14 protein-coding genes are annotated in these 14,910 nt (G+C 60.3%); 1 reads left to right on the forward strand and 13 read right to left on the reverse strand.

Translation table 11 applies throughout. The annotated features are described in order from the left end of the window. Positions 1-56: 56 nt before the first annotated feature. The 6 genes from B4968_RS16225 to sbnA form a co-directional block, all read right to left on the reverse strand. On the reverse strand, positions 57-506 hold the full coding sequence (locus tag B4968_RS16225; protein ID WP_083100484.1) for an Lrp/AsnC family transcriptional regulator: 450 nt from the start codon (positions 504-506) through the stop codon (positions 57-59). Between the two features lie 69 nt (positions 507-575). Beyond that, positions 576-1,754 (reverse strand): M24 family metallopeptidase, encoded by a 1,179-nt coding sequence (locus tag B4968_RS16230; protein ID WP_083100485.1) that lies wholly within the window; start codon positions 1,752-1,754, stop codon positions 576-578. After that, on the reverse strand, positions 1,744-2,937 hold the full coding sequence (locus B4968_RS16235) for a diaminopropionate ammonia-lyase (RefSeq protein WP_083100486.1): 1,194 nt from the start codon (positions 2,935-2,937) through the stop codon (positions 1,744-1,746). Before B4968_RS16235 ends, B4968_RS16230 begins: the two co-directional genes overlap by 11 nt. Continuing rightward, positions 2,937-4,103: an amidohydrolase gene (locus B4968_RS16240; protein WP_083100487.1), complete on the reverse strand. Its 1,167-nt coding sequence runs from the start codon at positions 4,101-4,103 to the stop codon at positions 2,937-2,939. The genes B4968_RS16235 and B4968_RS16240 overlap by 1 nt, the downstream gene beginning before the upstream one ends. Positions 4,104-4,398: 295 nt before the next feature. After that, positions 4,399-5,388 carry a 2,3-diaminopropionate biosynthesis protein SbnB gene (gene sbnB / locus B4968_RS16245; RefSeq protein ID WP_083100488.1) on the reverse strand — a complete coding sequence of 330 codons (990 nt, stop codon included), beginning with the start codon at positions 5,386-5,388 and terminating at the stop codon, positions 4,399-4,401. 48 nt (positions 5,389-5,436) lie between these two features. After that, entirely contained in the window at positions 5,437-6,435 is a 999-nt protein-coding gene (sbnA, locus tag B4968_RS16250) for a 2,3-diaminopropionate biosynthesis protein SbnA (protein WP_083100489.1), read from the reverse strand. 244 nt (positions 6,436-6,679) lie between these two features. Between sbnA and B4968_RS16255 the strand changes: the two genes are divergently transcribed. Continuing rightward, positions 6,680-7,294, forward strand: a complete 615-nt coding sequence (locus B4968_RS16255) for a 4'-phosphopantetheinyl transferase family protein (protein WP_139792870.1) — start codon at positions 6,680-6,682, stop codon at positions 7,292-7,294. Here the strand turns inward: B4968_RS16255 and B4968_RS16260 are convergent. Genes B4968_RS16260 through B4968_RS16290 form a run of 7 tightly spaced genes read right to left on the reverse strand, consistent with a single transcriptional unit; the run spans position 7,266 to position 14,399 of the window. Then, positions 7,266-8,441, reverse strand: a complete 1,176-nt coding sequence (locus B4968_RS16260) for a class-II aminoacyl-tRNA synthetase family protein (RefSeq protein ID WP_083100491.1) — start codon at positions 8,439-8,441, stop codon at positions 7,266-7,268. The genes B4968_RS16255 and B4968_RS16260 overlap by 29 nt on opposite strands. Further along, the gene (locus B4968_RS16265; RefSeq protein ID WP_083100492.1) at positions 8,438-9,631 is read right to left on the reverse strand and encodes an acyl-CoA dehydrogenase family protein; all 1,194 of its coding nucleotides are present in this window, start codon (positions 9,629-9,631) and stop codon (positions 8,438-8,440) included. The genes B4968_RS16260 and B4968_RS16265 overlap by 4 nt, the downstream gene beginning before the upstream one ends. Further along, positions 9,628-9,876 (reverse strand): acyl carrier protein, encoded by a 249-nt coding sequence (locus B4968_RS16270; protein ID WP_083100524.1) that lies wholly within the window; start codon positions 9,874-9,876, stop codon positions 9,628-9,630. Before B4968_RS16270 ends, B4968_RS16265 begins: the two co-directional genes overlap by 4 nt. Before the next feature lie 13 nt (positions 9,877-9,889). Further along, positions 9,890-10,744 (reverse strand): 3-hydroxyacyl-CoA dehydrogenase family protein, encoded by an 855-nt coding sequence (locus tag B4968_RS16275; protein ID WP_083100493.1) that lies wholly within the window; start codon positions 10,742-10,744, stop codon positions 9,890-9,892. Continuing rightward, positions 10,741-11,400 (reverse strand): nucleoside/nucleotide kinase family protein, encoded by a 660-nt coding sequence (locus B4968_RS16280; RefSeq protein WP_083100494.1) that lies wholly within the window; start codon positions 11,398-11,400, stop codon positions 10,741-10,743. The genes B4968_RS16275 and B4968_RS16280 overlap by 4 nt, the downstream gene beginning before the upstream one ends. Next, positions 11,394-13,319 carry an asparagine synthase (glutamine-hydrolyzing) gene (asnB, locus tag B4968_RS16285; RefSeq protein WP_083100495.1) on the reverse strand — a complete coding sequence of 642 codons (1,926 nt, stop codon included), beginning with the start codon at positions 13,317-13,319 and terminating at the stop codon, positions 11,394-11,396. The genes B4968_RS16280 and asnB overlap by 7 nt, the downstream gene beginning before the upstream one ends. 3 nt (positions 13,320-13,322) lie before the next feature. Further along, on the reverse strand, positions 13,323-14,399 hold the full coding sequence (locus B4968_RS16290; protein ID WP_161492601.1) for a pyridoxal-phosphate dependent enzyme: 1,077 nt from the start codon (positions 14,397-14,399) through the stop codon (positions 13,323-13,325). Between the last annotated feature and the right edge of the window lie 511 nt (positions 14,400-14,910).

Here is a 14,910-nt window from a genome sequence, read left to right on the forward strand (position 1 = left end):
GCAACAAACACCCTGAGACAACAACACGGGCGGGGGGCATCTCCCCGCCTTTGGCGCTACAGAATATCGAGCGAGACCTTGACCCGGTCCATCACGATTGATGTGGTAAACCGGCTGACGTTGGATTCATCAAAAAAGTACTCTTGCGTGAAGGCCTCATATTCCTTGAGGTCTTTGGTGATGACGATGAGGATAAAATCAGCACCACCAGTGGCATAATAACACTGCTGCACCTGCGGCGCGGCGCGCATCCGCTGTTTAAAGGCATCCAGATGCCTGCGGCTTTCGCGCTCCAGCACCACGTCGACAATCACCGTCATCTCGCGCCCCAGTTTGGCGGGAGAAAGCACGGCGATCTCGTTTTCAATGACGCCGGACTCGCGCAGACGCTTGATACGTTTTTGCACTGCAGCCGACGACAGGCCAACCTCAGGGCTCAGCGCATCCGCGGTCAGACGGGCATTGCCCTGCATCAGTTTCAGTATTTCGAGATCTTTGTCATCCATGCTTTGATAAAGCTCAGATCCGGGTCAAAGGACAACCGGTTTTTCCCCCTTTGTGCCCTTTAGTGCTGCTTAGATAACCGGCAGCTCTGGGGCTGCGCGCACCGTCAAAAGCTCAGCGCCCTCAGGGCGAATGACAAGGTTTTCCTCATGCACCATGACCCGCTTGTCGCCATATCCCAGCGACGGCTCCAGCGTCAGCACCATGCCCTCTTGCAGCAGGGTCTCGTCAAAATCCGCATGCGAGGGCTGTTCGGTCAACTGCATGCCTAGCCCATGCCCCAGCCTGCCTACATCGCCGCCCTGCGCATCAAGCTCGGCAATCACACTCTGCATGGCGTGGAAAAGATCCCGGCAGGTGTTTCCGGGTTTGGCGGCTGCAATCCCGGCTTCGGTGGCGCGCCACAGCACGTCATAGGCCCGCCGCGCGACATCGCCGACCTGTGTGATGGCAAAGTTGCGATCAAAGTCACAGAAATAGCCGTCCCAGGTTGCGCCAGTGTCCAGCATCAGGACATCCCCAGACTGCAGCGGCCGGCGAGACGGCGGCGAGATCACATCCGCATAGCCGCCCGGTCCGGCGCCTCCCACCAGAGAGGGCAGATCATCCGCCCCCAGCAGCAAGGCCTCGCGGCGAAAGCTGCGGAACACCTCCTCCAGTGGCATGCCCTGTGAAATGAGCGCAGGCACGCGGGCAAACGTCGCCGAGCCGATGGCGCAGATATGCGACAGTTTTGCAATCTCGGCCTCGGATTTAACCATCCGCAGCCCCTGCACCAGCCCGGTGGCATCGGCCAGTTGCAACCCCGGCAAGGCGGCGACCAGACGTTCCCAATCTCCCAGCGGCATTCGCAGGGCAGTCTCATGCCCCTTGAGGATGCCAAGCCGTGCACCCCTTTGCGCCAGCGGTGTCAGCAGCTCTGTCAGCAGGCTAATACCATCATCACGGGGGGCGGGGGCACTCCAGCTGCGAATGTCCTCGATCCAGGTCTGGCGCATCAGGGCGGCGCCAATTTCAGGAATGACCGCAACGGGGTTGCCGCTGGCTGGCACAAACAGGAACCAGGGCCGCGTCGGGCTTTGCCAGAACAGGGTCTGAAAGCCGCTGAAATAGCGCACCTCTGGTTCACTCAGCAGCAACATCCCGGCCAGATCCTGCTCTGCCATCAGCGCCTGAGCCTTGGCGGTGCGCGCCTCAAACTCTGCCAGCACAAAGCCGCGCGCAGGGGCCAAAGACGCGTCAGGCCGCATCCCGGCCCTCCATGATTTGGGCAAAGATCGCCGGGTCTGTGACCCCTTCGGATCCGATCAGCAACACACGCGATTGCGCGTCCAGGCCCAGTTTGGCCGACAGCGCGGCATCTTGCCGCGCCGCGATCAGGGCGGCCAGCCCGGCAATGGCGCTCTCGCCGGCCTCAATCGCAGTATCCCCCGCAAAGGGACGCGCCAAGAGGCGCACACAGGGGGCCACGAGGCTGTCGGGAATGGTGAGAAAATCCGCCGCTTCCTCAGCCAGGATTTCCCAGGCCATGCCAGAAGGCTCGCCGCAGGACAGGCCGGCCATCAGTGTTTCTGTCTGCACGGCAAAGGTTGTCGCCACGCCGCTGCGGCCGCTTTCAAACAGACAGGCGGCCAGCTCTGGCTCAACAATCACTACACGCGGGCCCTGCGTGCCCCAGTGCTGGCGCAGGCCAGCAACAACACCCGCCGCAAGACCGCCAACGCCGCCCTGCAGGAACACATGCGTGGGGGGCTGATCCAGGCTCTCGCAAATTTCGCTGGTCATCACCCCATAGCCGGCCATCACATCGCGCGGCGGCTCGCTGAAGCCCTCCCATGAGGTGTCGGAGACGACGAACCAGCCATTTTCCTCGGCTTCCTTTTTGGCCAGCACAACGGAGGCGTCATAATCGCCATTGATCCGGAGCACCTCAGCGCCGAGATCGCGCATCGCCTCGGCCCGGCCTTCGCTGACTTCGGCGTGGATATAGATGCGACAGGGAGCCCCGAAACGCTGACAGCCCCAGGCGAGCGAGCGGCCGTGGTTGCCATCCGTCGCAGACACCAGCGTGATCTGTGCCGCCAGCGCGGCGACTTTGCCGGTGCGGATCTCTTGCAGCGAGACCTGCTGACCCAGTTTGGCGGCAATCTGACGCTGCAGCACCCGCAAGGCCGCATAAGAGCCGCCAAGCGCTTTGAAACTGCCAAGACCAAATCGTGGCCCTTCGTCCTTGTACAGCACATCCGCGACGCCGATCTTTGTGGCCAACACGGAGAGAGAAACCAGCGGTGTCGGGGCATAACCGTCCCACTGGGTGATCTCGGCGCGGGAGGTGGCAAAATCCTGGCGCGACAGCACCCGTTCGGCGGCATCGCCCTGGCGCCGTCTGGCGGCGACATGACCGAGTTTGGTGGCGGGAAGGAGGTTCTGCATCAGTTTACCTTTGGTTTGGGGAGGCGATCGCGGACCAGTTCTGCCCAGAGGTCAGAGCCGTTCGGCAAAAGGGCGTCGTTAAAATCATACTCGGCGGAATGCAGCGGCTGGCCGTGGGCGCCGGTGTCCCCATTGCCCAGCAGCAGAAAACACCCCGGTACCGCTGCGCTGAAATGGGCAAAATCCTCGGAAAAGCTCATGGGGGATCTGTCCGGCAGCGTCTCAAGCTGCAGCGCGCGCGCCGCGCGGACAACGGCCTCGGTGGGCAGCGGCGCATTCAGGGTCTCAATAAATTCCGTGTTGAAGCTCATCTCAACGCGCGCGCCATGGGCGGCCGCAATACCGGCAGTGATCTGGCGCATAAAGCGTTCCAGCGCCTTGCGATCCTCGGGCAGGCGGGCGCGCACATCACCCTTTAGGCAGGCGCTGCCCGGCAGTACATTGCGCTGACCATCGCTGAGAAATTCAGTGACCGAGACCACCGCCCCGGCAGAGGGCGCCAATTTGCGCGAAACAATCGTCTGCAGGGCCATGATCATTTCAGCGCCAACCGTGATGGCGTCAACGCCGATATGGGGCATCGAGGCATGACCGCCCTGACCCTGAATGTTGATCTCAAACAGGCTTTCACTGGCACAGATCTGGCCGACCCGGGTCGAGACCTGACCCAGGGGCGCGCCGGGCAGGTTGTGGATGGCATAGACTTCTTCAATCGCAAAATGCTCCAGCACGCCCTCATCAAGCATGGCGCGTGCTCCCAGCCCGTGTTCTTCGTTGGGCTGAAAGAGAAACACCACGGTGCCGTCAAAATCCGGGTTGCGCGCCAGTTTTTCAGCCGCACCCAACAGCATGGCCATATGACCGTCATGGCCACAGGCATGCATCACGCCGGGGTTGTGCGATGAATATCCGTGCTGGCTCGCCTCATGGATCGGCAGCGCATCCATATCGGCCCGCAAACCCATGGTGCGGGTACCGGTGCCATGCCCGGTTTCGGAGCCGGATTTGAGAATGCCAACCACGCCAACACCCTCGTGCACCTCCAGCCCCAGCGCGCGCAAATGCTGCGCGACGCGGGCTTTGGTACGCTCCTCCTGAAAGCCCAGCTCAGGGTCGCGGTGAAACTCCCGGCGCAAGGCGATCAGTCTGGTGTGAAGCTCGTTCATAAATTCGTCCCTCTGCAGTCTGGGGAATTTATGATGAGATCACGATCTTTTGCGTCAATTATTATGCCCTAGAGAGGAAAAATGCTCTTGTGGGCCGTGTTTTTTGACTTTTTTCGGCGCCGTCGGGGAAAACGGCTGAAAATGCCGCCGTTAATGCGCAACCAGCGCGGCTAAGCCGCACGCGCACAGAGGGTCAGGAGAGGGTCGGGATCGACGAGAGAGTCGATGCAGCAGGGCCAGACTATCCACCAGGGCCCGACTGGCCAGTGGGATCAGACTGGCCAGTGGGACCCGACTATTGACCAAAGAAATTTGGGATCTCCAGGCACGCGCCCTGCTGCATCGCTTTGCCATGCACAAAATGCGCCAGCGCCACATCCAGAATGCCCATGCCAAAGGGGGAATAGATCACCGGCTTATCCCGCGTCAGCGTCACCGAGCCATTGATCAGTTGCGAAATAGAACCGCTGACAAAATCCCGGCCACCAGACAGGGTTTCCGCAAGATGCGGCGAGGTCTTTGCTTTTAAGCAATGATCAACATCGTCAAAGATATTCTGCGCCGCAAGGATCTGTTGCGGCGCCAGATCCCGCAGCGACACATTCAGCACCGTTTGACCAGGCGCAAAGGCAAATGCCGCAGGCACATAGGGCGCCACCGCGCTGGTGGCAAACACAACAATTTCTGCCGCCAACGCGTCCTCAAGCCTGCCTGTGCGGGCCAAAAGATCCCATTCTTTTTGCGCATGCTCCGCAAGGGCCGAGGCGGAGGCCGGATTCAGATCATGGGTGCAGACCCTGTCAATTTGCCAGCCGCGGGCACAGAACTGGTTCAGGATAGTGCGCGAAATAAGCCCGCCGCCAACAAAGCCTATGCTTTTGGCCTTGCGGTCCAGCCGTGAACACTGGTCCGCGCCCAACACTGCCGAGGCGGCTGTGCGCATGGCGCTGATCTGCGCCCCCTCCATCAGCGCAAAGGGATAGCCGGTTTCAGCATCGTTCAGAATGATGACCGCCGAAGCCCGCTCAAGCCCCTTGTCCAGATTTGCCGGGTAACTGGCGATCCATTTGATCCCGGAAACCTGCAGATCCGGCGTGGCAATGGCGGCGGGCAGAGCAATGATGCGGTTTCGCTCACTGTCCGGAAAGCGCAGAAAATAGCTGTCGGGATTGACCGTCTCGCCGCGATGATGCGCGTCATAAGTGCGCGCGACCAGTTGCTCAACCTCGCCCGCATGGCGCCTCAGAACCTCGCCAACCGCCTCGGCCGTGACAAGACGCAGCATGGGTTGGTTTGTTTTGGCCAGATTAGTCCCCTCAGTCGTCCCCATGTGCTATTTTGCCCCCTGTCCGGTCGTGGCCAATTCCCGCACGGGACGCACAGGCCGGGCTCCCCGGCTAACCTGCGAGCCAAAGGTCTGCTGCACCCAGCGATCATTGTAGATCGTATCGAGGTATTTTTCGCCGCCATCAGGCGAGAGCGCCACCACCGTGCTGCCCCGTGAGAACAGATCGGCCTGGGCCTGAACCCCGGCGAGGATAGAGCCGGTAGAGCCTCCGGACAGGTATCCGTGGCTGCGGGCCAGCCAGCGACACATCCCGACCGCATCGCGTTCCGGCACAACAACTGTGTTGCAAAGTTTCTCTGGCTGAAAAATCTCGGGGATCCGGCTGGTGCCCAACCCGGGGATGAACCGCGGCCCGGCCGCGCCGCCAAAGGTGATCGAGCCCATTGAATCAACGGCCAGCACCTGCGCCGGATGCCGTTTGCCATCAAAATAGTCCAGAAAGCCCATCAATGTGCCGGTGGTGCCCGCACCAACAACAACCCAGTCGGCGTCCGGATAGGCCTCGGCAATCTCAACGGCCGTCAACTGGGCATGGGCTGCGGGGTTGGCAGGATTGGCGTACTGATTGGTCCAGTAAAGCGCAGGGTCGTTCTTTTGCATTGATTTAATTAATTCGATCCGCGTGCCCAAATAGCCCCCCTGAGCGTCCCGCGCGCTCACCCGCTCAACCTTGCCGCCAAAGGCCTCAATCATGGCCACGCTCTGCTTTGACACATTCGGATCAACAACACAGGTGAACCCATAGCCTCGTTTCGCACAAATGGCCGCAAGGGATATTCCGAGATTACCTGACGTGGATTCAATCACCATTCCGCCGGGCTTCAGCTCACCAGATCTTTCGGCCGCCTCAATCAGGCTAAGCGCGGTTTTGTGCTTTATCGACCCAGAGGGCGTGATGGCTTCAATCTTTAAAACAAGGCTGGCGTCGATCAGGCCGTCCACCGCCATAAAAAAGGCATTTGGCAATTCATTTTTATTAGTCATCGGCACTCCAATTCTTTCTGGAACAACACAATATCTATCTTAACGTGTATTGATGCAAAATTGTCCCGTCAATAGAGAGACCTGTATTGACGCAGCGCCTGCCATCGGTTCAGGTGGATATCAGGGATTTGGCCGCTCTGGCCTGCCCCTGGTTTGAAATCAATGGGGTCGCCTTGTGACAGACGGTATTTCGCTTCTTTTCTGTCCAGTCAGCGCGGCATCCGAAACACCGCTTCCGGCACTCATGTCCCTGTTGAGAGGGGTTGAAATAGACCGGGCAAATAGCTTTATCTGCCGTCGGGCCCGACGCCTGTTTGTCGTGGCACATGCCGCCTTGCACCACCTGTTGCGCGAGGCCGGGCTGGGTCGCTGCCGATTTGGATTGTCACCCGAAGGCAAACCCTTTTTGGTCGACCATCCCGAGTTTCATTTCAACCTTTCGCACACCGAAGGGCTTATTTTGGTGGCCCTGACCAAAGGAAGCCCCATCGGCGTCGATGTTGAGATCATCGCAGAGCGCAAGACATACAGCGAAATCGTCAGCCGTGTGATGACGCCTGCGGAACGGGCCACAATGGCTGCGCTGCCAAACCCCGAGGAGCGGTTCACGCAGCTGTGGTGTGCCAAGGAGGCGGTGATGAAGGCCACCGGGCTTGGCTTTGGCCTGCCACCGCTGAACATCGAGCGGCAAAATCCAACGCCGACCCTGACCAGACTGCCAGCGCAACATGGATCCCCTACGGACTGGCAGCTGAGGTGCGAAAGACTGCCGGCGCACTGGTTTGCGGTGGCGGCGCGGCGGCCAGACCTGCCGCTGCAGCGGCAATGGCTTATGCCACAGGATCTTTTGCGCCCATAACGGCCGCGCGGACCGGTTGCGGCCATCCCGCTGGATCCAGGCCCTTTTGCCGCACAAACGCATAGAGCCAACGCTCAAGACCAAACCCCATACAGGCGCTTTCTGCCCGCGTCTCATCCTCAAAGGCGATATCATAGACTTCGGTGTAGAAATCCCGATGCAGATTAAAGCTGGACGCGGCGAGCGGCGCCGGGCGGTCGGGGATATGAAACAGCAGCTCGTATTTCACCTCGCCCATCCGCTGATAGACCACCTTGTCCCGGCTGCCGTCGACAAAGAAGGGATCATTTGCCAGCTCCAGGCTGACATCCATGCCCAGTTGCTCACAAAAGCCAAAGACTTTTTCCATCACCTCGGCACGCAGCCGGGTCAATTCGGGGCCTGAGCCAAAAAAGACAATATCGCGCACCGAAAAATTCCAGCCCCGTGACAGCGGCTGGAACCGGTTCGCCTCGTAGCGGAAAACGTGGTTTTGCATGGTCAGCCGCACCACATCACCCGGCGCAATTCGCAACCCGGCGTGCTGCGCATAGCAAGGCAGGCAGACTGCGGGTGTCAGCACATGTTGCGGATCATCCAGCCTCAGGCCCAGCTCGGCGGCTTGTGCCTGCGACAGGGGCTCTTTCGACAGCTGCGCCACCTGTTCCAACACCGGCAATTGATCCGAAAAATGGCTGCACAGGGTGGCATGCTGTGGAAAATTGCTGAGGTAGCCCACATCGTGCAGCAATTTGGCGGGCATCATCACCGGATAATGCTGATCCAGCGCGCCGTACTCCCGGGCATAGGCAGCAAAGGTGGCTTCGAAATAGCGAAACAGCTTGAGCAGGGTGCCGCTGATCCCTGTCAGCCCATCGGCAAAGAAGTGCAAATCACCACAGTCAGCCAGCTCAGCATCGCAACAGCCTGCAGCTGTCGAGCAGGCACTTTCCCGCAGCACCCGCCGCGCCACCAACCGGTGCGTCTTGCGCATGGCTTCGGGAAAAGCCGTCGCCTCTGTAATCTGTGCCGCGTCATCCGCGCCAATGCGCGCAACGCCTTCGGACAGCAGCTCAACCGCAACGCCAATCGCTTGCAGCCCATCCGCGATGGCCAGTTGGCTCTCAGAAGAGAGGGCGGCCAGGTCAATATCATGGCTCAAGGTCATGCTGGCACCTCAGCAAGCGCCAGCCGCGCAATCATGCTTTCCAACACTTGCGTGGTGCCTTCGATGACTTCCATGATGCGTGAATCCCGGTGATACATCGCCATGGGCGTGTTTGGCCCAATGCCTTCTGCGCCAAAGATCTGTTGCGCATCGCGGGTGACGCGTCCCACCATTTGAGAGGCAAAATATTTTGCCATAGTGGCCTGTTTCGCGGCATCCATCTGCCGCAGAGCGCGCGCCACGGAGGCCGATCTGCACATCAGACCGGCCGCATGGATGTCGGTGGTCATCCGGGCCAGCATCTGCTGCACAAGCTGGAAGTCAGCAATCGCTCCGCCAAACTGCTGACGGGTTTTCGCCCGCCGCATCGCGCACTGACAAGCAGCCTGGGCCAGCCCGACGCAGCCCCAGGCCAGATTGATGCGACCGGATTCAAGCCCCGTCACCGCCACATGCGAGGCGCCAAACCCCGGTCGGCCAAGCAGGTGATCGTCGAGCAGGAAAACTTCGTCCAGAATCAGATCCGCCATCATGTAGCCCCGGCAGCCCAACATATCGTCAATGGGCGCAATCGTCAGGCCGGGCGCATCCCTCGGCAATAAAAAGGCAGTGGGGCCTTGCGGCAAACTGGCAATCAGCACGAAGAGGTCGGCAAAATCACCGCAGGTGATCCAGGCCTTGCGTCCGGTGAGCGCATAGCCCTTTGCCACGGGCCTAGCACGGGTTTGCACCGCCGAGATATCGCTGCCGACCTGCGGTTCGGTCATGGCAATGGCACAGCGCATATCGCCCGACGTAAGCCGTGGCAACCACTGCGCCTTTTGCGCCTTGCTGCCCCATTTGGCCAGTGCGCTGCCGCCCATGTGGTGCACGTTCAGCACGCCCTGTACCGAGGCACTGGCCGCGCCAAGGGCCTGATGCAGAGCGCCGTGATCCAATGCCGCAGCCACCTGATCCGGCACCTGGTCTGTCGCGACATCGCCGCCGGTACCCTGCGATCTCGTCACCGGCAGGGCCAGCCGCCGATTAAAGCCGCTGGCAAAGGCGCCAGCTTGCCGCAGCGCTGTCACGACCTGTGGCGGCACCCGCGCCTCGCGGTCAATCTGGCGCGCAAAAGGGGCGACCATCTCTTGCGCCAGAATACGCCAGTGGTTCGGGGCTTGATCCGTCAAGCTGGCAAAGACGGTCACGCAGAAACCAGCGACTGCTTGCGCGCGACCAGCGATGCGACGCGATTGATCGAGCGGAAATTGTCGATATCCAGATCATCGGCGTCAACTTCGATGCCAAAATGGGATTCCACAAAGGCAACCAGCTGCATGGAGAACATCGAATTGCCGTAGCCGGCTTCAAATATATCCTGATCCGGAGCAATCTCTGCACCGTCAAACGAACGGGTCATAAATGCGGCAATGGCTGAAATAGACTCTGACATGGGAACCTCCTGATTATTGGTCATAGATATGGAAACCGCGCCCCACCTTGCGACCGGTTTGCCCGGCGTAAACAAGCCGTTTCAACAGGGGGCAGGGGCGGTATTTCGGGTCGTTGAATTCGTCGTAAAGAATGTCGAGTGAGAGCTTTACCGTATCCAGGCCAATCAGATCAGCGGTTTCCAGCGGCCCCATCTTGTGCCCAAAACAGGTCTTGAACAGGCGGTCGACCTCTTGCACGCTGGCGACGCCTTCATAGACCAGAAACATCGCCTCGTTGACCATCAGCATCATCACCCGGTTGGTGACAAAGCCGGGGCTGTCGTTGACGGTGATAGATTTTTTGCCTGCAGCAGTCACAAGATCGGCCGCCGCCTGCCTCGCCGCATCAGTGCTATGGGTGGCGCGAATGATCTCGACCATGGGCATGATGGGCGGCGGGTTCATGAAATGCATGCCGATGACACGCTCGGGGTGGGCGGCGAAACCGGCGATCCGTGTGATAGGAATGGCAGAAGTATTGGCCGCGACAGGAATGTCAGGGCGCACAATGCGACCAATCTCGCGGTGAACAGAGGTTTTTATGGCTACGTTTTCAGTGACATTTTCGATCACAAACCCAGCGCCAGCCAGCGCATCAATATGGAGGGTGAACTGAAGGTTTTCCAGCACCTCGGCGGGGGCAGGCAGTGTCTTATCCACCAGGCCGTAGAGCCGCGCGTTTTTGGCAATCCCTTGTTCAGCGATGTCCAGCTGCTCTGGGTTTGTGTCGACCAGCACCACCTGATGCCCCGACTGAGCAAAGAGCTGGGCCACCCCGGCCCCAATCGTTCCGGCCCCGACAACCCCAATGGTTTCAATTCTACTCATGGCTCCCCCTTTTTGCTGGGCGGTTTTTCAAATCTGTTCGACATATTTGCGCGATGAGCGATGAGGGACTCCTGCGCCTCGGCAACCAGCTGTGGCAGGGGGCGCAGCCCGTCCAAGATCAAATCGGCCACGGCGCGGGCCTGGGCCTCCGCCAGACGGTAGGCCTGTCGTTGCGGCCCCAGATAAGCCTCGAACTGGGCCGCCAGATCCTGCAGAACTGCTGCGTGGTGATCGGGCTCTGACGTCTGTGACACCGCCTGGGCGCGCCGCAGAGAGCGACGGGCCAGCGCAATATCAGCTGGCAGTTCCAGGTGCAGTGCCAGATCAATCAGCGGCGCAACTGTGCGGCGGGCGCGACCAAAGGGTTCTTCCAGCAAGATCAGCTCTGCCGAGACAACTGCGCTGGCGCGCCCGGGCGGCTGCACCGTGCGACCCGCGCGCAGGTTGTGCAGGTCTTCAGCCAGTTGTGGCGTCTTTATTTCATCCGCAGGCGCGCCAGCCTCAACCCAGCTTTGAATGCTGCCCGCATCAGTGCCCAGTTCGATATAGTCGTCAAAATGCAGCAAAGAGGCGCTGCCCTGCAGCTGCGCCAGATGCCGCATCAAGGTGCTTTTGCCGGCGCCTGAGGTGCCTGAAACCGCCACAATAGTCACCATCCCGCGCCTCCCGGCCCCAGCAAGGGCATATCAAAACACTCCAGAAAAATCCCAAAGCTGAGCACCGTAAGAAGCGGGTCATCAGGCGCCCCGCCGGACGGCAGCGCAAGGCCCTGCCGCGCCGCGCGCTTCAGAGCTTCGACGGCCTCGACATCGAAATAGCCCTGCGCCCGGATGGTTGCAGGCGACAGCAGATGTTCGATCCAGGGGCAGGATTCTTGCAAAAGAAAGGCGCTGCCGGGGGCGGCAAAAGCGAATTTCTCCCGCGCGATGATGGCATCGGGGACATGCTGCCGGGCCGCCTGTTTCAACACGTGCTTTTCCTCAAAGCCCTGCAAAAGCTGCTCTGGTGGGATCTGCGTTGCCAGATTGACAAGATCGAGGTCCAAAAACGGGAACCGGCCTTCGACAGAATTGGCCATCAGCATCCGGTCGCCATGATCGCCCAATAGGTGATCTGCGAGGCGCAGTTTGAAATCGAGATAAGAGCGCTGATGGATCGGATGGCGCCCCCGGATCTTGCTGCCATCTACCAGGGGCGTGTTGGAAAAGCGAAACTCTGGCAGAGCATCGGCAAGAGGGCGGGCATAGAGTTTGCGGCGCTGTACCTCATGGCTCAGCAGGGCTTTTTCATAAAACAGATCACCAGAACCAAAGGCCTGCGCCCGCAGATGCGCCTCTGCGCTACAGGGGCCTTTATGCCCCCGCAAAGCGCGAAATGCATCGTAGCGATAGCCGACATATCCGGCAAAAAGCTCGTCTGCGCCCTCACCGGACAGCACTACTGGCACCCCGGCGGCCTGGGTCGATCCGGAAAGCGCCAGAGAGGCCGTATTGTAGCTTTCTTTGATCGGGCATTCTGCGTGCCAGACCGAGTGCCGCAGGGAGGCAGAAATCTGATCTGGCGGATGCAACACCGTGTTGTGGATGGTGCCGACCCGCGCGACCATCAGATCCTGATAGGTGTTTTCGTCAAACATGGGCTGGTTGAAAGCCACGGAAAAACTACGCAGCGGCGTGGCACGCCCCCCGCCCATCAGTGCTGTGATAAAAGAGCTGTCCAGCCCGCCGCTTAAGTAAGATCCGACAGGGACATCCGCCATCAGCCGCCGCTCAACCGAGGTCGCCAGCGCATCGCAAACTGCGCCACTGAAATCCTCGCCTTTGCTGCCCACGCTGTCCCGGCCGCCATTTCTGCCTATGCCGCCCGTGCTGCCCCCGCAGCCAGTCTCGCCCAGCATCGGGTATTCAAGATCCCAATAGGCACCGCTGCGAAATCCAGAGGCATCTATGACCAGTTTATGACCCGGCGGCAGGCTGTGAATGCCCGCAAACATGGTGCGCGGACTGACCAGACCCGGCAAGGACAGAACCTGGTCCAGCCCGGTCAGATCGACCTGCCGTGTGACGCCAGGATATGCCAGAATGGCTTTGATTTCAGAGGCAAACACAAAGGTTCCGCCCACCTGCGTATGAAAGAAGGGCGTCACCCCAAAGGGATCGCGGGCACAAAACAGACGGCTCTTGCGACGGTCATAGAGGGCAAAGGCAAATTGCCCGTTGAGCGCATCAAGAAGGGCCTCGCCCATTTCCTCATAGAGATGCAGAATCACCTCGACATCCGAGCCGGTGGCGAAACTGTGGCCCTGGCGGATCAAACGTTTGCGCAGCGCGGGCGCGTTGAAAATCTCGCCATTGCAGATCAGCCGCAGGCTGCCATCCTCATTTGCAATCGGCTGATTGCCGCCCTCCAGATCAACAATTGCCAGGCGGCGAAACCCAAGCGCGACGTGGTCGTCCAGAAACATGCCGCCATCGTCAGGACCCCGGTGCACCAGCTGCGCCTGCATCGCCGCAACAATTTGCGCTGAGGCAGGCCGAGGCCCGGAGGCGGTGAAAGCACCGCAAATCCCGCACATACGTCAGGGCCCCGCCAAAGCGGGCTGCGCAATCAGCGAGCGCCAGTCGTCAGGATGCACAGCGGGCGCCGACTGCGCCGCGGCGGCCACAATCACCACCGTCAAATCCTTGAGACCGGTTCCTGTCCCCACCAGCACAACACGGTCGCCAGCAGCAAAAACACCCTGCCGCCGCAGCCGTTCGAAACCCGCGTAGCCCGCAGCCGAGGAGGGCTCAAGAAAGACGCCAAACCGCGCGGCCATGGTCATCACGGCGGCGGAAATCTCTGCATCATCAACCACCACCGCCTGCCCTGCGGTACTCTGCAAGGCCAAGACCGCAGCCTGCAGATCCATTGGGTCCGCGACATTAATGCTGTCCGCACAGGTGACTGAACTGGTGGCTGAACTGGTAGCTGATGCCTTGCCCCGAAGGGCAGGATCAAAGGGCTGTGCGATGGGGCAGGCGGCCGCAGTCTGCACCGCCACAAGGCGCACATGCTGCTGGATCAGCCCTGCCGCCTTCAGATCAGCGAATCCTTTGGCCATGGCGCTGAGGATATTGCCGTCACCGGTTGGAACAATGACCCAGTCGGGGGCGTCCCACTGCAGCTGAAGCGCGATCTCATACGCGCAGGTTTTCTTGCCTTCGCGGGTAAAGGGGTTTAGCCCCGTCGTCCGGTTCAGGGCACCCCGCGCCTTTGCCAGCTTGCTTGCGACCGCGCAGGCCGCCGCATATGAGCCATCAATTCTGTGCACTTCGGCGCCGAATGCGCGGATTTGCGCCAGTTTCGCCACCGGAATATCGCGCGGCACCACCACGCTCACACGGGTTTGCTGCGCCGCACCCACTGCCGCCAGCGAGGCGGCCGCATTGCCGGTTGATGCCATGACCACCTCGGTGATGCCGCCAGCCGCAGCTACCGCAAGCACCAGCTCGCTGGCGCGATCCTTCAGTGAGCCAGAAGGGTTACGGGTTTCGTCCTTTAGCCAGAGATTGATGCCCTGGACGGATCCGAGATTCAGCAAGGGTGTGCCGCCAACCTGCAAATGCGACCCCCAATGGGCTGCCACCGGCAGAAACGGTTCGAACTGCCACATCGACCGGGTGCTGCAGTGTTCTAAAGCTCTGCGCAGGGCCTGGGGAGAGGCCGAAACCGGTTGCTGCAAGTCAAGATTGCCACCGCAATCGCAGGTCAGGCTAGGCGCTGTGACACTGAGACGCCTGCCGCAAGCAAGACAAGAGGCCGTGACACGGCGAAACTCAGAAAGGTCGGGTAGCTCCGAGTCATCCCCCGTGACGATACCCGTCATATTTGTTCAATGAGAGGGAGGGGCACCCAGCGGGTGAGACAGGGGTGCCCGACTTAATCAATGTGCCTGGACCTAGCCAGCCATTGCCGCCGCCTTATGTTTTGCTTTCACCGCTTTACCGGCGGATTTTGCCTCAGCTTTGTCAGCTTTTTTTTCACCCTTTTTCGCTTTTCCTGAGGCCTTGGCCTCAGCCTTTCCGATCGTCTTTTTGGGCCTTGCCTTCGGCCTTATGCTTTGCCTTCAAATCCGTTTTAAATTTGGATTTCATGGCGCCCTTTTGTGCCTTGGCTTCTGCCTT

The organism is Pseudophaeobacter leonis (genome assembly GCF_002087335.1).
GTDB classification, from domain to species: domain Bacteria; phylum Pseudomonadota; class Alphaproteobacteria; order Rhodobacterales; family Rhodobacteraceae; genus Pseudophaeobacter; species Pseudophaeobacter leonis.